The sequence below is a fragment of the Delftia sp. WSY_7 genome (assembly GCF_043104845.1).
GTDB lineage: Bacteria > Pseudomonadota > Gammaproteobacteria > Burkholderiales > Burkholderiaceae_C > Comamonas > Comamonas tsuruhatensis.
On record NZ_JBICLB010000054.1, the window covers coordinates 1 to 18,884 of the forward strand.

Annotated in this window: 15 protein-coding genes and 2 riboswitches; of the genes, 10 read left to right on the plus strand and 5 right to left on the minus strand. The window is 68.0% G+C overall.

The features are described from left to right. Positions 1 to 16: 16 nt before the first annotated feature. The 3 genes from ACF8ME_RS26035 to ACF8ME_RS26045 all read right to left on the minus strand — a co-directional run bounded on the left by ACF8ME_RS26035 (position 17) and on the right by ACF8ME_RS26045 (position 1,687). Positions 17 to 373, minus strand: coding sequence for a VOC family protein (locus ACF8ME_RS26035; RefSeq protein ID WP_209668890.1), 357 nt, complete (start codon positions 371 to 373; stop codon positions 17 to 19). Positions 374 to 458: 85 nt separating this feature from the next. Beyond that, positions 459 to 1,226, minus strand: a complete 768-nt coding sequence (locus ACF8ME_RS26040; RefSeq protein WP_310044015.1) for a helix-turn-helix domain-containing protein — start codon at positions 1,224 to 1,226, stop codon at positions 459 to 461. Positions 1,227 to 1,231: 5 nt separating this feature from the next. Further along, the gene (locus ACF8ME_RS26045; RefSeq protein ID WP_012206124.1) at positions 1,232 to 1,687 is read right to left on the minus strand and encodes an Lrp/AsnC family transcriptional regulator; all 456 of its coding nucleotides are present in this window, start codon (positions 1,685 to 1,687) and stop codon (positions 1,232 to 1,234) included. Positions 1,688 to 2,054: 367 nt separating this feature from the next. Between ACF8ME_RS26045 and ACF8ME_RS26050 the strand changes: the two genes are divergently transcribed. Then, entirely contained in the window at positions 2,055 to 3,776 is a 1,722-nt protein-coding gene (locus tag ACF8ME_RS26050) for an ATP-binding protein (protein ID WP_392418873.1), read from the plus strand. A 51-nt stretch (positions 3,777 to 3,827) separates the two neighbouring features. Here the strand turns inward: ACF8ME_RS26050 and ACF8ME_RS26055 are convergent, their stop codons facing one another. Beyond that, positions 3,828 to 4,319 (minus strand): DMT family transporter, encoded by a 492-nt coding sequence (locus ACF8ME_RS26055; protein ID WP_392418876.1) that lies wholly within the window; start codon positions 4,317 to 4,319, stop codon positions 3,828 to 3,830. Positions 4,320 to 4,417: 98 nt separating this feature from the next. Here ACF8ME_RS26055 and ACF8ME_RS26060 point away from each other — a divergent pair, with 98 nt between their 5' ends. Beyond that, the gene (locus ACF8ME_RS26060) at positions 4,418 to 5,335 is read left to right on the plus strand and encodes a LysR substrate-binding domain-containing protein (protein ID WP_209668884.1); all 918 of its coding nucleotides are present in this window, start codon (positions 4,418 to 4,420) and stop codon (positions 5,333 to 5,335) included. 15 nt (positions 5,336 to 5,350) lie between these two features. Here ACF8ME_RS26060 and ACF8ME_RS26065 read toward each other — a convergent pair whose 3' ends face one another. After that, positions 5,351 to 6,955, minus strand: coding sequence for a fatty acid--CoA ligase (locus ACF8ME_RS26065; protein WP_315533457.1), 1,605 nt, complete (start codon positions 6,953 to 6,955; stop codon positions 5,351 to 5,353). A gap of 169 nt (positions 6,956 to 7,124) precedes the next feature. Beyond that, positions 7,125 to 7,236, plus strand: a riboswitch (glycine riboswitch). A gap of 15 nt (positions 7,237 to 7,251) precedes the next feature. Continuing rightward, positions 7,252 to 7,370, plus strand: a riboswitch (glycine riboswitch). A gap of 25 nt (positions 7,371 to 7,395) precedes the next feature. On the opposite strand from ACF8ME_RS26065, the gene gcvT reads away from it, so the two are divergent. The 8 genes from gcvT (at position 7,396) to ACF8ME_RS26105 (ending at position 18,842) form a co-directional block, all read left to right on the plus strand. After that, complete coding sequence (gcvT, locus tag ACF8ME_RS26070) at positions 7,396 to 8,562, plus strand: glycine cleavage system aminomethyltransferase GcvT (protein WP_209801978.1); 1,167 nt, start codon at positions 7,396 to 7,398, stop codon at positions 8,560 to 8,562. 133 nt (positions 8,563 to 8,695) lie between these two features. Next, complete coding sequence (gene gcvH, locus ACF8ME_RS26075) at positions 8,696 to 9,070, plus strand: glycine cleavage system protein GcvH (protein WP_012206130.1); 375 nt, start codon at positions 8,696 to 8,698, stop codon at positions 9,068 to 9,070. Between the two features lie 71 nt (positions 9,071 to 9,141). Continuing rightward, positions 9,142 to 12,033, plus strand: coding sequence for an aminomethyl-transferring glycine dehydrogenase (gene gcvP, locus ACF8ME_RS26080; protein ID WP_392418879.1), 2,892 nt, complete (start codon positions 9,142 to 9,144; stop codon positions 12,031 to 12,033). Positions 12,034 to 12,188: 155 nt separating this feature from the next. After that, complete coding sequence (locus tag ACF8ME_RS26085) at positions 12,189 to 14,417, plus strand: PAS domain-containing sensor histidine kinase (protein WP_017404836.1); 2,229 nt, start codon at positions 12,189 to 12,191, stop codon at positions 14,415 to 14,417. After that, entirely contained in the window at positions 14,414 to 15,115 is a 702-nt protein-coding gene (locus ACF8ME_RS26090) for an RluA family pseudouridine synthase (protein ID WP_392418881.1), read from the plus strand. The genes ACF8ME_RS26085 and ACF8ME_RS26090 overlap by 4 nt, the downstream gene beginning before the upstream one ends. Positions 15,116 to 15,455: 340 nt before the next feature. Beyond that, positions 15,456 to 16,577 carry a branched-chain amino acid ABC transporter substrate-binding protein gene (locus ACF8ME_RS26095; protein ID WP_016446333.1) on the plus strand — a complete coding sequence of 374 codons (1,122 nt, stop codon included), beginning with the start codon at positions 15,456 to 15,458 and terminating at the stop codon, positions 16,575 to 16,577. A 100-nt stretch (positions 16,578 to 16,677) separates the two neighbouring features. Then, positions 16,678 to 17,604, plus strand: coding sequence for a high-affinity branched-chain amino acid ABC transporter permease LivH (gene livH / locus ACF8ME_RS26100; protein ID WP_016446334.1), 927 nt, complete (start codon positions 16,678 to 16,680; stop codon positions 17,602 to 17,604). Next, entirely contained in the window at positions 17,604 to 18,842 is a 1,239-nt protein-coding gene (locus tag ACF8ME_RS26105; RefSeq protein WP_016451503.1) for a high-affinity branched-chain amino acid ABC transporter permease LivM, read from the plus strand. The genes livH and ACF8ME_RS26105 overlap by 1 nt, the downstream gene beginning before the upstream one ends. Positions 18,843 to 18,884: the final 42 nt, after the last annotated feature.

The following is an 18,884-nucleotide window of genomic DNA, read 5'->3' on the forward strand; positions in this document are numbered from 1 at the left end:
TGCGGGCTGTCGTCTTTCAGGCATCGGCCGACCACACGGCCAGCTCGTAGCCGTCCGGATCGGTGAAGTGGAACCTGCGCCCCCCCGGGAACGCGAACACCGCGCGGCTGATCACGGCCCCGGCCGCCTGCACGCGGCGCTGCGCCTCGGCCAGATCGTCGGCGTAGAGGATGACCAGCGGGCCGCCGGGCCGCACCTCCTCGCCCGTGGTGAAGCCGCCCGTCAGCCGGCCGTCGCTGAACTCGGTGTAGCTCGGCCCGTAGTCTGTGAAGGTCCAGCCGAAGGCCGCGCCGTAGAACGCCTTGCTGCGTGCGATGTCGGCCACGTTGAATTCGATGTTGTCGATCTGGTGGTTGTTGCCCCTGATGCCCATGTGATGCTCCATTGAATGTCGGTAGGCCGCCATCATCGGCCACGCAGGGGCATGGCATCTTGAACAAAACGGCCAGCCGGGCCGCTCAATCCAGCAGTTGCTGCAGGGCAGCGCGGGGCGTGATGCCGCACAGCGCCCTCACTTCGCGCGACAGATGCGCCTGGTCCGCATAGCCGGCCTCCGCCGCCAGGGCCGCAAGACCTGCCTGCCGGTCAGACCGTGCCAGGGCCAGCAGGCGCTGAAAGCGCAGCACGCGTTCCAGCGTCTTGGGGCCGTAGCCAAACTGCGCGTGGCACAGGCGGCGCAGGCTGCGCTCGGACATGTCCAGCTGCGCGCGCATGGCGGCCAGCACACCGGATGCGTCCCGCCCGGCTGCAGCCGCCACACCGAACAGCTGCATGGCCTGCCGGTCGGGCTCCGGGGCGTCGCGGCCCATTTGCACCAGTCCATGGATGAACACGGCCTGCCCTGCGCCCGGCTGCGCATCGTTGATGCGATGCACCCACTCGCGCGCGCGCGGCCCCAGCAGATCGCCCAGTTCCACCGCCTGCCCCACGATCTCGTCCATGGGCAGGCCCAGCCAGGCGCTGGCCGCACCGGGGCCGAAGCGCGCCCCCCATACCTCGGACCCCGGCACCAGCGCAGGCCGCGCAGCCACCCTGTCAGGCCCCACGGCCAGCAGCCGCCCGCCTTTGCAGACGATGTCCACGCAGCCATCGGGCACCACGAGAAAGCCGCCGGCATAGTCCGGGGCCACGGTGCTGCTCCACAGACACTGGAAGTGCGGCTGCAAGGCGGGCGGCGGGGAGTGTTCGCGGTAGGGAGCGGGCGGCGGCGCCTGGCCAGAAGGCATGGACTTCAGACCCCCAGCGGCAGGTCCGCCTTCTTCAGCGTGCGCAGCACAAAGCTGGACTGGCTGTGGCGTATGCCCTTGATCTTGTAGAGCTTCTCGCGCAGCAGGCGCTCGTAGTCGCGCGTGTCCTTGACGACGACGCGCAGCAGGTAGTCGTACTCGCCCGAGACCAGGTGCGCCTCCACCACCTCGGGAATGGTCGCCAGCATCTCGCCGAATTTCTCCAGCGTGTTGTCCGAATGGCTGTCCAGCGTGACCTGCACCAGCACCGTATCGCCCAGGCCCAGCGCCAGCGGGTTCAGGCGCACGGTATAGCCCTCGATCACCCCCGCCTCTTCCAGCTTCTTGATGCGTGCCCAGCAGGGCGAGGCGCTCAGGCCCACGGCCGCGCCGATTTCCTGCAGGCTGGCGCGCGCGTTGGCCTGCAGGGCGGAAAGAATCTTTCTGTCGAGGATGTCCATGGCCGGCAATCTACTGCAAAACAGGCAGGCGCAGAATAATTTTCTGTAGCAACGCCTGTTTTGAAGAAATAAAGCAGCATTTTCTGAGGCCAAACGCGCACACTTGTCTGCATGGGAGCACGCTTACCGGCGCAGCAAAACCATTCACCCAGCCCCGCCGACTACCGCCAGCGCCCGGATGCGTGATTCAGACCAGGAGCCCGTTACAGGCCGCCCCGCTTATCCGCAGTGGGGCGGCCTGTTGCATTGGGGCACCTGGCAGACGGCAGACAGCGCTTTCCCGCAATGGCCGCCGGTGCACAATGGCCCCCCGCAAGCCTGCACGGCGGACATATATGGGCGCACGCCACTTCAACCAATCGGACCCTTGATCCACACGCAAGACAACCCTACCGAAGGCGGCCGGAAGCACTGGCAAACGGGTGCTGCAGCGCAATGGCTGGTGCAGACCCTGGTGCAGGCCCTGGCAGCCGCAGCGCTTCTGGCACTGCTCACCCGCTTGCTGCCCAACCCACAGGCCGCCCAGGGCATTGCGGTCTTTCCCGGCAGGAGCATGGCGCCGGCCGCCATGCTGCTTTACGCGTACATGGGCTCGGCCTTGGCCATCACGCTGATGAGCCTGATCCTGTGGTGCTGGCTCAGGGAAAGGCTCTACATTCTTTGCGCCGCGCTCCTGGCAGCCGGTTTTGCCTACGCTGCTTTCCGTTACCGGCCCGAAGGCCTGTGGCTGCCCGGCGCCGACCAGCCCCAGCATGCGCTGTCCATCGCCTACTGCAGCTTCTGTGTGGTGGCGACGGTGTTTTTCAGCCAATTGTTCGAGTTCCGTCGCCATTGGATCTGGGCTGCGCACCTCTTCAGCGTGGTGGCCTGGCTGAATGCCATCGCACTGGGCCTGGCACTGTTGGGTGGCTATGCGCAGATCTCGCGTGCCGTGGTGTTCACGGCCCTGGTGTCCACATCGTTCGGCGCCGTCTTCGTGCTGTACCTGCTGGTGGTCCGAAGGCAGTGGCAATACCTGCCGGGCGCGCTGGCGTTTGCCGTGCCATCCGCCCTGGGCATCCTGAACCTGCTGAGAACCCAGGGCCTGCTGCCCGATGTCGCGCTGCCATCGGCCCAGATGCTGTGGTTTGCCGGGCGTGTTTCCGAGGCCATCCTGCTGGGAATGGCGGTGACCAACCGCACGCGGGTGGCGGAGCGCGCCCTGCGCAGTGAGCGGATGCAGGCCCTGTCACGCGCCCAGGCGGCCGAGCGCGAGCTGGAGTCCAAGGTCCTGCAGCGCACCGCACAGCTGCAAACGGCCCAGCAGGCCCTGCAGACGGCCTTGCACAGCGAGCGGGAGATGCGGCTGGAACAGCGCCAGTTCTTCAACATGATCAACCACGAGTTCCGCACCCCGCTCACCATCGTGGACGGCGCCGCGACCGAGCTGCAGACGTTCCCGACGACGGATGCGGACTCCCTCATCGAGCAGGCGTCCCAGATACGCAGGGCTTCGCGCCGGCTGATGACCCTGGTGGACACCTGCCTGATCAACGACCGGCTGGACGCGGGCGCGTTCCGGCTGCAACTGGAGCAGACGCCATTGGATGAACTCCTGGAGGAGTCTGCAGAGCTCGTCGGCTGGTCCCGGCGGCATCGCCTGAAACTGGATCTGGAACAAGGCCCGCAGCAATGGCAATGCGACCCTGTCCTGGTGCGCATCGCCATCTCCAACCTTGTCGGCAACGCCATCAAATATGCCAAGGCGGGCGACATCACCCTGGCCGCCCGCTGCGATGCGTCCGGTGACCTGCTGATTTCCGTCAGCGACCAGGGACCGGGCCTTGCACCCGAAGCGGCAAGACAGGTTTTCGAGCCCTATGAACGCGCAAGCGCCACCCGGCACGTCAACGGGCATGGCCTGGGCCTGTCCGTGGTCAGGCGCATCGCCAGGCTGCACGCAGGCGACGCGTTCTTCCAGCCGGCTGCCGGAGGCGGGGCCTGCTTTGTCATCCGGCTGGGCCGGTTCCTGCCCGGCACGGCAGATGACCGCCAGGAACGTCCGCCAGCGGCAAGGCCGGCCGCCGTGCCGCCGGGCATGCCCGCCTGACGCGGGCAAGGCCGGGGCCTTCGCCCCTGAAGCAGGGCGTGCTCGCGGCGCTCATGGGGCCGCCGCTGCACGGGCCGTCCCGCCCTGCACCACCAGGAACACGCCGCCCAGGATCAGCGCCACCCCTGCCAGCCGCGACCAATTGACCGGCCTGGCGCCCAGGCCCATCAGGCCGAAATGGTCCACCAGCACCGAAACCACGATCTGCCCCGCCACCACGCAGACCAGGAAGCCGCCTGCGCCCAGCCTGGGCGTGACGGCGGCCGCGCTGGCCACATAGATGGCCCCCAGTACACCGCCTATCCATAGCCACCATGGCCCCGCTGCCGCCTGGGCCATGGCCGGAGCGGGCGCGCGCAGCACCCACAGTGCAGGCACCACGACCATGACGCTCACGGCCAGCGAGACCAGCGCGCCCCACAGCGGGTGGCCCAGCAGGCGGCCCACCAGGGCATTGCTGGCAGCCTGGAATGGCAGGATAGCCCCCGCCAGCAGCGCCAGGGCCACGGGAGCAAGGGCGGTGAATGTGCTTTTACCTGTCATGCGGCAAGACCTTTCTTCTTCTGTCAATCGATGCCTGCATGCTCTCGCATCCAGCACGTTGATGGAAATCATTTGTGTGCACGGTCTATATTCATGGCATGGATGAACTGCGCCGGATCGACCTCAACCTGCTGCTGGCCCTGCATGCCCTGCTGGCTGAAAAACATGTGACGCGCGCGGCCCTGCGGCTGCACAAGAGCCAGCCGGCCATGAGCCATTCGCTGGCGCAGCTGCGCGAGCACCTGGGCGACCCGTTGCTGGTGCGGCGCGGCGGCCGCATGGCGCTGACGGCACGCGCACAAGGCCTGGTGCAACCGCTGGCGGATGCGCTGGGCAGCCTCAACGGCTTGCTGGCACAGGCGGAGTTCGACCCGGCCCACGCACGCGGACGGCTGCGGCTGGCGCTGTCGGACTACGCATCGCGCATCGTGCTGCCGCCGCTGATGCGGCATCTGCGCCAGCACGCACCCGGGCTGGACCTGGCCATCAGCCAGTCCACGCGCGAGGTGATGCTGGCCCAACTGGCCGATGGCGAACTGGACCTGGCCCTGGGGCCCTTCCCCGACGCACCCGACCTGCCCGAGGGCATCGAGGTGCAGGATCTGTTCCAGGAGCAGTTCGTGAGCGTGGCCGACCAGGCCGTGCTGCCGGCACGCGGCGGGCTGTCACTGCAAGACTGGCTGCAGCGCCCGCACGTCATGCTGGCCATGCGGCCCGACGCCAGCGAGGAGATCGAACGGGCGCTGGCCGCCCAAGGCCTGAGCCGCCGCGTGGTGCTGGCCCTGCCCCACTGGAGCGCAGCGCTGGAGGTGCTGGCAGGCACCGACCTCGTGCTTACCGTGGGCAGCCGTGCCATTGGCGACCTGCGCCGCCACAAAACGCTGCGCCGCTTCGCTCCGCCGCTGGAGCTGCCCCGGTTTGCCTACCAGCAGGCCTGGCATGTGCGCAAGCAGGGGGATGCCATGCATCGGTGGCTGCGCAACTCGATGGCGCAGTGCTGTACTGCGCAGAAGTAAACGCAGGCCGCAGCCTCAGGCTGCCACCACCACCCTCAGCAACTGCTTCTGTATCTTCCCGCTGGCCGTCTTGGGCAGCGCCTCGCGGAAGTGGTAGCGGCGCGGGCGCTTGTAGGCGGCCAGGCGGTCGCCGTGGACCAGGAAGGCGTCCAGCGCCTCGGCCGTGGGCGTGGCGCCAGGCTTGGCGACCACGTGGGCGGCGACGATCTGGCCCCAGCGCTCGTCGGCCTCGCCGATGACGGCGACTTCGAGCACATCGGCGTGTTCGACCAGGGCGTCTTCCACTTCGCGGGGATAGACGTTCTCGGCACCCGAATTGATCATGTAGTCGATGCGGTCGCGGATCCAGAGATAGCCGTCGTCGTCGATGTGGCCCAGGTCGCCCGTGTGGTACCAGCCGTGCGCCAGGGCGCGGGTGTTGGCGTCGGGGCGGTTGAGGTAGCCGGCCATCATGCAGGGGCCGCGCACGAGGATTTCGCCCACCTCGCCGGGCAGGCAGGCCTCGGCCGGGTCGGTGGGGGCGTTGTCTTCGCGCAAGCGGGCCACGATGAGGTCATGGCCCATGGAGGGCAGCCCCGCCGAGCCCGCGTGCGAGAGTTGCTCGCGTGGCAGAAGGATGGACATGCAGGGGCCCATCTCGGTGGTGCCGTAGACCTGGACCAGGTCGCTGCCGACCTTGCGCGTCCATTCGCGGATCAGGTGCGGCGCCATGGAGGCGCCGCCGTACTCCACAAGCCGCAGCGCGGGCGCCTGCTCGGGCGAGGCGATGGGGTCGGCCAGCAACATGGTGACCATGGTGGGCGCCGCGAAGAAGAAGCTCACGCGCTCTTCGCGGATCAGGCGCCAGGCCTCGGCCACGTCGAAGCGGCGCAGCAGCACCTGGGTGGCACCGGCCTGCAGGCGCGGCAAAAAGCTGGTGTGCAGCTCGGCCGTGTGGTTGAGCGGCGCCATGGCCAGGCCCACGTCGTCGCGCGTGAACTGCATGGTCTGGTGCATGAGGGCGTTGTGCGCCAGCTTGCTGCGGTGCGTATGCAGCACGCCCTTGGGCCGGCCCGTGGTGCCGCTGGTGTACATGAGGATGCAGGGGTCGCTCTCGCGCACATGGGCCTGGGGCGGCGCGCTGCTGCGGCCCCTGGCCAGGGCCGACAGGCGCTGCGTGGCCCAGACCGGCAGCGGGTCGGCCGGGGCATCGTCGGCAAAGATCCAGTGCTCGATGCCTGCGCCAGTGCCGCCGCCTTCGGCCTTGAGCAGGGCCTGGGCGCGTGCGGCCACCTCGCCGCCCTCGTGCTCGAACACCAGGGCGCGCGCTGCGCCGTCCTTGAGGATGAAGGCCAGCTCCTGCGCCGCCAGCCGGTAGTTGATGGGGTTGAAGATGGCGCCCAGGCGCGCGGCCGCCAGCATGGTGAAGACAAAGGCCGGCGTGTTGTAGAGAAAGGCCGCGACCACGTCGCCATGGCCTATGCCCAGCTCGGCCAGGCCGTGGGCGTGGCGGTTGACTTCGGCATCGAGCTGGGCGTAGGTCCAGGCGCGGCGCTCGCCGCCCTCCCACGCGACCAGGGCTTCCTTGTTCGGCAGGTAACGTGCCGGCCAGGCCAATGTGTCTCCCAGCGTCTGCTGCATGTGCGCTTCTTCCTTCTCGCTCACGAGATTTCATATATCGATGCACCTCAATGTAGGAGATTTTTTAGACAGTTATGCAATTTGCAAATGCATCCATGCAGGCAAGCGCATGGAGTTGCAGTCGGCCCGCGGAAATCCCGAAGCCGCGCGGACGCTGGCCGCAGCTAGAATGCGCCGGTCAGGAGAGAGTGCCCGCCCGGCCGCAACGGTCGCAGGCAGCGGCACCGCCGAAGGCGCAGGGTTCGCCCCGAACGCTCAGGCAAAAGGACTGGCACCGCCTGCCGCCACGGCCGCAGGCGTTCCTAGCTGGAGAGAGATGCAGGGTACGGCGGTGTGCCCCATCCACCGAAGGAGCAAGCCCCACGCATGGAAGGTGCGGGTGAATCTCTCAGGTAAAGCGGACAGCAGGGCAGCACATCCCGGAGGACCGGGATGGCGTTATGCCTTGTTCCTTGCCTGAAAGAGAGCCCTCCTTGTCCGCTGCCTCCACCACCGATCTGCTCAGGACCCCGCTGTTCGACCTGCACCAGGAACTGGGCGCGCGCATGGTGCCGTTTGCCGGCTACTCCATGCCCGTGCAATACCCGCAGGGGCTGATGGCCGAGCACCTGCACACCCGCGAGGCGGCAGGCCTGTTCGATGTCTCGCACATGGGCCAGATCAGCCTGCGCGGCCCGGATGCCGGCGCGGCGCTGGAATCGCTGCTGCCCATGGACGTGCTGGGCCTGGGCGAACACCGCCAGCGCTACGGCCTGCTGCTCAACGACGCGGGCGGCATTCTGGACGACCTGATGTTCGTGCGCCGCGAGGACGACCTGTTCCTGATCGTCAACGGCGCCTGCAAGCACGAAGACCTGGCGCACATCCAGGCCCGCATCGGCCAGCGCTGCGAAATCGAGCCCCAGTTCGACCGGGGCCTGCTGGCGCTGCAGGGCCCGCAGGCAGCAGCCGCCATGGAGCGCCTGCTGCCCGACACGGCCGGCCTGGTGTTCATGACAGGCGGCCACTTCGACTGGGAGGGGGCCGAGCTGTACATCACGCGCAGCGGCTATACCGGCGAGGACGGCTTCGAGATCTCCTTGCCCGCCAGCCACGCCGAGGCCTTTGCCCGTGCCCTGCTGGCCCAGCCCGAAGTCAGGCCCGTGGGCCTGGGCGCGCGCAATTCGCTGCGCCTGGAAGCCGGCCTATGCCTGTACGGCAACGATCTGGACACGACCACCACCCCGGCCGAGGCCGCCCTGAACTGGGCCGTGCAGAAGGTCCGCCGCGCAGGTGGCGAGCGCGAAGGCGGCTTTCCCGGCGCGGCCACCGTGCTGGCCCAGCTGCAGTCGCCCGAGCTGCTCACGCGCAAGCGCGTGGGCCTGGTGGCCCTGGAGCGCGTGCCCGTGCGCGAAGGCACGGAGCTGCTGGATGCCGGCGGCCGCAAGGTCGGCCAGGTCACCAGCGGCCTGCTGTCGCCCACGCTGAACCAGCCCGTGGCCCTGGCGTACGTGGAGCCGGGCAGCGCCGCCGTCGGCACCACGCTGCAGGCCATGGTGCGCGGCAAGGCCGTGCCCATGCAGGTGCAGGCCACGCCCTTCGTGGCGCCCCGCTATCACCGCGGTTGAGGACAGCCTGCGCGCTTGGCGTGGATCGAGTTCGGCGGATTCGTTTTTCCTGCCATCGCATGCCGCTACAGTGCGCACTGACCTTTCTCAAACCGCCTTTCACAGGTTTTTTCAGTTTCTATCGGAGCAAGCCATGAGCATCCAGTATTCCAAGGACCACGAGTGGATCAACGCCGCCAACCCTGACGCGGCCATCGTCGGCATCACCCTCCACGCGCAGGACGCGCTGGGCGACGTGGTGTTCGTCGACCTGCCCGCCGTGGGTACCAGCTTCAACCAGGGCGATGTGGCCGGCGTGGTCGAGTCCGTCAAGGCCGCCGCCGATGTCTACATGCCCGTCAGCGGCGAGATCGTCGAAGTCAACGAGGCCCTGCGCGACGACCCCTCCCTGGCCAACAGCGACCCGCTGGGCGAAGGCTGGTTCTTCAAGGTCAAGCTCAGCGACGCAGGCCAGCTGGCCGCGCTGCTCGACGAAGCCGCCTACACGGCCTTTGCCCAGAGCAACTGACGCCACTTTCCGGCCAGGACGGGCGCCAGGGCCCGCCCTGGCGCTTTTCAGCTTTTGAGACAGGTCCCTCCATGCTGATGTCCTCCACCCAGCCCCTTGCCGCCCTCGAGAACGCCACCGAATTCGTGGCCCGCCATATCGGCATCGCGCCCGAAGACGAGGCCCACATGCTCAGCGCCATCGGCGCGGCATCGCGCGATGCGCTTATCGACGCCATCGTCCCGCCCTCCATCCGGCGCCACCAGCCCATGGCGCTGCCGCCAGCGTCCACCGAGGCCCAGGCGCTGGCCGAACTCAAGGCGCTGGCAGGCCGCAACCAGCTGCTCAAAAGCTTCATCGGCCAGGGCTACTACGGCACGCACACGCCCGGCGTCATCCTGCGCAACATTCTCGAGAACCCCGCCTGGTACACGGCCTACACGCCCTACCAGGCCGAGATCTCGCAAGGCCGCATGGAGGCCCTGGTCAACTTCCAGACCATGGTCTGCGACCTGACGGCCATGCCGATTGCCAACGCCTCCATGCTGGACGAGGCCACGGCGGCCGCCGAGGCCATGACGCTGGCCAAGCGCTCCGTCAAAAGCAAGAGCAACCGTTTCGTGGTGGCCGGCGATGCCCACCCCCAGACCATCGAGGTGATACAGACGCGCGCCGCGCCGCTGGGCATCGAGGTGCTGCTGGCCAACTCGCTGGAGGAATGGAACCAGCTGATGGAGGGCGACTACTTCGCCGTGCTGGCCCAGTACCCTGCCACCAGCGGCCGCATCGACGATCTGCGCGCCGACGTGGACAAGGCGCATGGCAAGCAGGCCGCCTTCATCGTGGCCACCGACCTGCTGGCGCTGACCCTGATCACGCCGCCCGGCGAATGGGGTGCCGACATCGTGGTGGGCACCACCCAGCGCTTTGGCATGCCCATGGGCGCCGGCGGCCCGCACGCCGCCTTCATGGCCTGCCGCGACGAGTTCAAGCGCTCCCTGCCCGGCCGCCTGGTCGGCGTGAGCGTGGACGTGCACGGCAAGCCCGCCTACCGCCTGGCACTGCAGACGCGCGAGCAGCACATCCGCCGCGAAAAGGCCACCTCCAACATTTGCACGGCCCAGGTGCTGCCCGCCGTGGTGGCCAGCATGTACGCCGTCTACCACGGCCCCGAGGGCCTGGAGCGCATCGCCCGCCGCGTGGCCTCGTACACGGCCATCCTGGCGCGCGGCCTGGCCGAGCTGGGCGCGCCACTGCGCGAGGCGCCCAGCTTCGACACGCTGAGCCTGCACACGGGCGCGGCCACCCAGGCCATCGTGGAGCGTGCCGTGTCCCTGGGCGCCAACCTGCGCGTGTATTTCAAGGAATACCTGTGCATCTCGCTGGACGAGACCACCACGCGCGCCGATGTCGAGCTGCTGTGGAAGATCTTCGCCCGGGACGACCAGGCCCTGCCCAGCTTCACCGCCTTCGAAAAGGGCGTGGAGCCGCTGATTCCCGACGGACTGCGCCGCAGCAGCGCCTTCCTCACGCACCCGGTGTTCAACACCCACCGCTCCGAGACCGCCATGCTGCGCTACATCCGCCAGCTGTCGGACAAGGACCTGGCGCTGGACCGCAGCATGATCCCGCTGGGCTCGTGCACCATGAAGCTCAACGCCACCAGCGAGATGATTCCCATCACCTGGCCCGAGTTCGCCCAGGTGCACCCCTTTGCCCCGGCCGACCAGCAGCAGGGCTATGCGGAACTGGACAAGCAGCTGCGCGACTGGCTGTGCCAGGCCACGGGCTACGCCGGCATCAGCCTGCAGCCCAATGCCGGCAGCCAGGGCGAGTACGCGGGCCTGCTGGCCATCAAGGGCTGGCATGCGAGCCGGGGCCAGTCGCACCGCAACGTCTGCCTGATTCCCAGCAGCGCCCACGGCACCAACCCCGCCAGCGCGCAGATGGTGGGCATGCAGGTGGTGGTCACCGCCTGCGACGCCAACGGCAACGTCGACATGGCGGACCTGGCGGCCAAGTGCGAGCAGCACAGTGCCAACCTGGCCTGCATCATGATCACCTACCCCAGCACGCACGGCGTGTTCGAGACCCAGGTCAAGGAGCTGTGCAAGCTGGTGCATGACCACGGCGGCCGCGTCTACGTGGACGGCGCCAACATGAACGCCCTGGTGGGCCTGGCCGCGCCGGGCAGCTTCGGCGGCGATGTCAGCCACCTGAACCTGCACAAGACCTTCTGCATCCCGCACGGCGGCGGCGGCCCGGGCGTGGGCCCGGTCTGCGTGGTCGAGGACCTCGTCCCCTTCCTGCCCGGCCATGCCACCACGGGCCTTGCGGGCGGCACGGGCGCGATCAGTGCCGCGCCGCTGGGCAATGCGGCCGTGCTGCCCATCAGCTGGATGTACATCCGCATGATGGGCGCCCAGGGCCTGACCCTGGCCACCGAGACCGCCATCCTCAGCGCCAACTACATCAGCGCCCGGCTGCGCGACCACTACCCCACGCTGTACGCGGGCGAGCACGGCCATGTGGCGCACGAGTGCATCCTGGACCTGCGCCAGTTCAAGGAAAGCACGGGCGTCATGGCCGAGGACGTGGCCAAGCGCCTGATCGACTACGGCTTCCATGCGCCCACGCTGTCCTTCCCCGTGCCCAACACGCTGATGGTGGAGCCCACCGAAAGCGAAAGCCTGTACGAGCTGGACCGCTTCGTGGACGCCATGATCGCCATCCGCGAGGAAATCCGCGCCATCGAGCAGGGCCGCCTGCCCCAGGACGACAACCCGCTCAAGAACGCGCCGCACACGGCCGAGACGCTGCTGGCCTCGGAATGGGCCCACCCCTACAGCCGCGAGGCCGCCGCCTACCCGGTGGCCGCCCTGCGCCAGTCCAAGTACTGGTGCCCGGTGGGCCGCGTGGACAACGTCTACGGCGACCGCAACCTGTACTGCAGCTGCATCCCCGTGGACGCTTACCTGAGCTGAAGCACCTGCCACCCAAAGGGGCGCTTGTGGCGCCCCGGCCGGCGCGCGTACACTGCGGCCCTGCCCGCGCCGGGCCCCGGTCCATCTGCCGGGCGCCAGGCGCGGGCAACCAGGATTTGTGCGGCAGATGCCGCTTTCCCCAGCGCCAGCACGCGATGAGCAGCCAAGACCCTTCCGACCAGCCTCGCGACGACGAGCACCTGCCCCTGCATGCCTTGCTGGCGCCCGGCGCCGACCTGCCCCCCGTCGAACGTTTCCCCTCCTTCCAGCCCGAAGACGATCCGCTGCAGGCCCTGGTCGCCGAGCTGCGCAACTACCAGCGCGAGCTGGAGATCCAGAACCGCGTGCTGGACTACAGCCAGGCCGTGGCCGAAAGCGCCTCCGAGCGCTTCGAAGCCCTGTTTGCCAGCATTCCCCTGCCCCTGCTGGTGGTGGACGAGCACGACATGGTGGTGCAGGCCAACGCCATGGCACACAGCGCCTTCCAGCCCACCGAGCATGACCGGCTGCTGGTCAATTTCGCGCCCTTCGTGCACCCTGACGACGCCGAGCGCGTGCGCGAGACCTTCGTTGCGGCACGCGAGCTGGGCCGCACCGAGGCCCACGAGGTCTGCTTCGACATCACCGAGCAGCACCAGCTGCGCGCCGACCTGCATGTGGCCTGCATCGCCATCCCGCAGCAAAGCGGCCCGCCCATTGCGCAGTACCTGTGCGCCGTGGTCGACCAGGGCCCGCTGCTGGCCGAGCGCCTGGCGCTGCAGCAGCGCAACCACCAGCTGTTCCTGAGCGAGCGGCGGCTCGAATCGGTCATCAACTCGGCCCTGGACGCCATCATCTGCCTGGACCACGAGCAGCGCATCACCGTCTTCAATCCCACGGCTGCCGCCCTGTTTCTGTGTCCGCCGCACGACGCGCTGGGCAGTCCGCTGGAGCGTTTCCTGCCCGATGCGGCCCAGGCCCTGTCCTTTGCGCCGCTGACCACGCAGGCCGTGCTGGGCGAGATGACGGCACGCACGGCCAGCGGCCGCGAAATCCCGGTCGAGGTCAGCGTCTCCTTCGAGCACCACAGCGGCGGCGAGACCACCACCGTGTTCGCGCGCGACCTCACCAGCCGCAAGAAGGCCGAGGCCCAGCGCAACGAGCTGGAAGACCAGCTGCGCGAATCGCACAAGATGCAGGCCCTGGGCACCATGGCCGGCGGCATTGCCCACGACTTCAACAACATCGTGGGCGCCATCCTGGGCAATGTGGAGCTGGCCAAGGCTGACTGCGGCGGCAATGCCGCAGCCATCGAAAGCCTGCAGGAGATCGAAAAGGCCGGCCGCCGCGCGCGCGACCTGGTGCGCCAGATCCTGACGTTCAGCCGCAATGAACCGCCGCAGCGCAAGCCCGTGCAGGCGCGCGAGGTCATGGGCGACACGGCGCGGCTGCTGCGCGTGACCCTGCCGCCCGCCGTGGAGCTGCAGGTGCACGTGCCGCCGCAGATGCCGCCCATGCTGGCCGACGCCATGCAGGTGGAGCAGGCCCTGTTCAACCTGTGCACCAATGCCATGCACGCCCTGGGCGAGCGGCGCGGCCTGATCCAGATGGATGCCGACCTGGTGCGCCCGGACCAGCGCCTGTGCGAGCGCCTGGGCCTGCCGCCCGTCAGCTACGTGGCGCTGTCGGTGCAGGACAACGGCCCCGGCATGGACGCACGCACGCTGCAGCGCATCTTCGAGCCCTTCTTCACCACCAAGCCCGTGGGCCAGGGAACGGGCCTGGGCCTGCCCGTGGTGCACGGTGTCATGCGCAACCACGGCGGCGCCGTGGACGTGTACAGCATCCCCGGCCAGGGCAGCCGCTTCACGCTGTACTTTCCTCCGGCCGACCCCCTGACGCCGGCCGACTCAGCACCGGCCGAGCCCCTCGCCGCCCAGGCGCTGCCCAGCGCACCCGAGCCCCTGGCGGCCGCGGAAACCCCGACCGGCCCGCAGTTCGCCCTGCTGCCCGACCCGCAGGCCGCGCAGCAGCATGTGATGTACGTGGACGATGACCAGGCCCTGGTCTTTCTGGTGCAGCGCCTGCTGCGCCGGCGCGGCTACCAGGTCAGCGGCTTCACCGATCCGCACGAGGCCATCGAGGCGCTGCGCGCCGCGCCCCAGGACTGCGACCTGCTGGTCACCGACTACAACATGCCCGGCTACAGCGGCATCGACCTGGTGCATGAGGCCCTGTCCATCCAGCCGCAGCTGCCCATCGCGCTGGCCTCGGGCTACATCACCACCGAGATCGAGCAGGCCGCATTGGCTGCAGGCGCCAGGGCCCTGGTCCACAAGCCCAACGACGTGGAAGAGCTGTGCGCCACGGTGCACAGGCTGCTGAATGAGCGGGGAACGGCTTGACCCCTGAGCAACGCGATGGCGGCGCCAGTGCAGGTGGCGGCGCAGGCGTCATCTGCCTGCACGAAGATGCCGAACTGCTGGTGCTGGACAAGCCCAGCGGCCTGCTGTGCGTGCCCGGGCGCGGCCCAGACAAGCAGGACTGCCTGAGCGCCCGCGCCCTGCAGCGCTGGCCCGATGCGCTGGTCGTGCACCGGCTGGACCAGGCCACCTCGGGCCTGGTGATCATGGCGCGCAGCCTGGCCAGCCAGCGCCTGCTGAGCGAGGCCTTTGCGCAGCGCCGCGTGCACAAGCGCTATGTGGCCGTGGTGGCAGGCAGCCCCACCGCGCGGCAAGCCGACGCATGGCAGAGCATCGACCTGCCGATTGCCGCCGACTGGGAGCGGCGCCCGCTGCGCATCATCGATGCCGTGCAGGGCAAGCCCAGCCAGACCCTGTGGCGCGCCCTGCCAGGCGCGCAAGCCACCGAAGTCCGGGACGCAATCACCACGCGGGTGCAGCTGCAGCCCGTGACGGGGCGCACCCACCAGCTGCGCGTGCACATGGCCGCGCTGGGCCATCCCATCCTGGGCGATGCGCTCTATGCCGATGCCGCCGTGCAGGCGCTGTCGCCGCGCCTGCTGCTGCATGCGCAGCTGCTGGAGCTGGCGCATCCCCTGTCTGGCGAGACGCTGCGTTTCGAATCCGCCGCGCCGTTCTGATCCATCGCAGGAACACGCAAATCATCGCCACAGCGTACGTTGCTGCAATGCAACATTCAGCGTACGTGTTTCCCCTTCTTGCAGTTGGTCATATTGACTTCATGAAGCACCGTCAGGGTGCAGCGTCGGCATCAGCCGTTTTCTTCGGCCAAAACAGCCCCCGCCCGACGGCGCAGGCCGCGATGGGAGCCTTAGCGAAAAGCCTGTTGCCGCGCCAGCCCCGGGATACCCTGTTGCCATTGGTAACCAGGCGATTAACCTGTGCTTCTTTGCGCGGCTAGCCCCTACAGGAGCCACCGCGTTTTTCAGAACGCTTTACCCAAAGTTGAAGGAAGTACTCATGAGCATTCCGTTCCGCATGCACACCGTCGTCGCCGCCCTGGGTTTGGCTGGCGCCGCCCTGTTCTCCACAGCGCATGCGCAAATCAAGATCGCCATGGTGGTTCCCACCACCGGCCCGCTGACGCAGTACGGCGACATGGTCAAGGAAGGCGTGAACACCGCCGTGGAAATGGCCAATGCGGCCGGCGGCGTCAACGGCAAGAAGATCGAGCTGGTGTCCGTCGATGACGCCTGCGAACCCAAGCAGGGTCCCGTGGCCGCCAACCGCGTGGTCAACGCCAAGATCGGCTACGTGATCGGCCCCGTCTGCTCGGGCGCATCGATTGCCGCAGCCCCGATCTACAACAACGAAGGCGTGGTCGTGGTGACCCCCTCGGCGACGTCCCCCGCCCTGACCGACGGCAAGAACTACCACTTCATCTTCCGCACCATCGGCCGCGATGACCAGCAGGGCCCGGCCGCCGCCAAGTTCATCCTGGAAAAGGCCAAGCCCAAGAAGGTTGCCGTGCTGCACGACAAGCAGTCGTATGGCCAGGGCATTGCATCCTCCGTGCGCGACGACCTGAAGAAGGCCGGCGTGGAAGTGGCCCTGTTCGAAGGCATCAACGCCGGCGACAGCGACTACTCCGCCGTCATCACCAAGCTCAAGAGCGCCGGCGTGGACTTCATCTACTACGGTGGCTACCACCCCGAAATGGGCCTGCTGCTGCGCCAGGCTTCCGAGCAGGGCCTGAAGGTCCGCATGATGGGCCCCGAAGGCGTGGGCAACCCCGAAGTCAACGCCATCGCCGGCAACGCCGTCGAAGGCATGCTGGTGACCCTGCCCGCAGACTTCTCGGCCAACCCCAAGAACGCCGCCGTGGTCAAGGCCTTCAAGGACAAGAAGCGCAATCCTTCGGGCGCCTTCCAGCTGACCGCATTTGCCGCCACGCAAGTGCTGCTGGACAGCATCAAGGCCGTGGGCGACAGCCCCGCCAAGGTGGCTGACCACCTGCACAAGTCCAACTTCGAGACCGTTCTGGGCTCGGTGGGCTGGAACAAGCAGGGCGACCTGAAGTCCTTCGACTTCCAGGTGTTCGAATGGCACAAGGACGGCAGCAAGTCGGTCGCTGCCAAGTAATCCCCCTCCGTCTGACTGACCGGGGCACGCATTCGGCGTGTCCCGGTCGTCTGCATCCTGGCCTTTTAGGCCTTTTCCTGTTTTGGGGCGGCATTACACCATGTCAGAACTCTTACCTCAGCTGATACAGCAGCTGTTCAACGGACTGTCCCTGGGCGCCATCTATGCCCTGATCGCCATCGGCTACACGATGGTCTACGGCATCATCGGGATGATCAACTTCGCCCACGGCGACATCTACATGATCGGGGCCTACATCGGCCTGGTCACGCTGTCGGCCATAGGCACGCAAAGCGGCCTGCCGGTGTGGGCCATCATCGGCCTGATGCTGGTGGTCTCGGTCTTCGTCACCGGCGTCTATGGCCTGGTGGTGGAGCAGGTGGCCTACAAGCCGCTGCGCCGCAGTCCCCGCCTGGTGGCCCTGATCTCGGCCATCGGCATGTCCATCTTCCTGCAGAACTGGGTGGCCCTGGGCCAGGGTGCGCGCGACATGGCCGTGCCCTCGCTGCTGCCGGGCGCGCTGCGCTTCGGTGCCGAAGGCGGCTTCGAGATCTATGTGCCCTACTCGCGCATCCTGATCATCGTGGTGGCCATCGTGCTCATGGTGCTGCTGACGCTGTACATCCGCCACTCGCGCATGGGCCGCGCCTCGCGCGCCTGCGCCCAGGACATGCACATGGCCAGCCTGCTGGGCATCGACACCAACCGCGTGATCTCGTTCACCTTCGTGCTCGGCGCCATGCTGGCGGCCGTGGGCGGGGTGCTGATCGCGCTGGCCGTGGGCAAGCTCAACCCGTTCATCGGCTTTCTGGCCGGCATCAAGGCCTTCACGGCCGCAGTGCTGGGCGGCATCGGCTCCATCCCCGGCGCCATGCTGGGCGGCGTGCTGCTGGGCGTGGCCGAAACCTTTGCGGCAGCCTACATCTCGTCCGAGTACAAGGACATCGTGGCCTTCGGCCTGCTGGTGCTGATCCTGCTGTTCCGCCCCACGGGCCTGCTGGGCAAACCTGAAGTGGAGAAGGTCTGATGAAAACCAAACCCACTTTGAACCTGCGCGACGCCCTGATCGCCACGGTGATGACGGCCGTGGTCGTCACGCCCATCTTCGGCCTGCACCTGGAACGCGCCGGCACCCGCACCATCATCAACCCCGACTGGACGGTGGTGGCCTGGGCCTGCGCCCTGGTCTTCCTGGTGCAGCTGCTGCGCCCGCTGATCGCGGCGAAGATGCCCAAGGTCTCGCTGCCCTCGCTGCCGCAGGCGCGCCCCAGCCACCGCAACGGCCTGATGCTGGCGGCCCTGCTGATCGCCGTGTCCTGGCCCTTCTTTGCGGGCCGCAACGCGGTGGACATCGCCACGCTGGCCATGATCTACGTGATGCTGGGCCTGGGCCTGAACATCGTCGTGGGCTTTGCCGGCCTGCTGGACCTGGGCTTCGTGGGCTTCTACGCCGTGGGCGCCTACACCTATGCGCTGCTCTTCCACTGGGCCGGCTGGTCCTTCTGGGAAGCGCTGCCGCTGGCCGGTGCCGCTGCCGCGATGTTCGGCTTCGTGCTGGGCTTTCCGGTGCTGCGGCTGCGCGGTGACTACCTGGCCATCGTGACCCTGGGCTTTGGCGAGATCATCCGCCTGCTGCTGGTCAACCTGACCAGCATCACGGGCGGGCCGGACGGCATCTCCAGCATCCCCAAGCCCACGGTGCTGGGCCTGGAGATGACGCGCACCCCCTCCACCGAGGGCGGCACGACGTTCCACCAGTTCCTGGGGCTGGAGTTCAGCTCCCTGCACATGGTGATCTTCCTGTACCTGATGGCACTGCTGCTGGCCGTGGTCACGCTGTGGATCTCCAACCGCCTGGTGCGCATGCCCATAGGCCGCGCCTGGGAGGCACTGCGCGAGGACGAGATCGCCTGCCGCTCGCTGGGCCTGAACCCCATGAAGATCAAGCTGTCGGCCTTCACGCTGGGCGCCATGTTCGCCGGCTTCGGCGGCGCCTTCTTCGCGGCGCGCCAAGGCATCGTCAACCCCGAGTCCTTCACCTTCATCGAGTCGGCGCTGATCCTGTCCATCGTGGTGCTGGGCGGCATGGGCTCGCAGCTGGGCGTGATCATCGCGGCCATCTTGCTGACGGTGCTGCCCGAGCTGGCGCGCGAGTTCTCCGAGTACCGCATGCTGATCTTCGGCCTGGTGATGGTGCTGATGATGGTCTGGCGCCCGCAGGGCCTGCTGCCCATGCGCCGTCGCCATGTGGAGGTGCGCTCATGAGGCATGCCGACACCATGATTTTTGGGACAACAGATAGCAGCA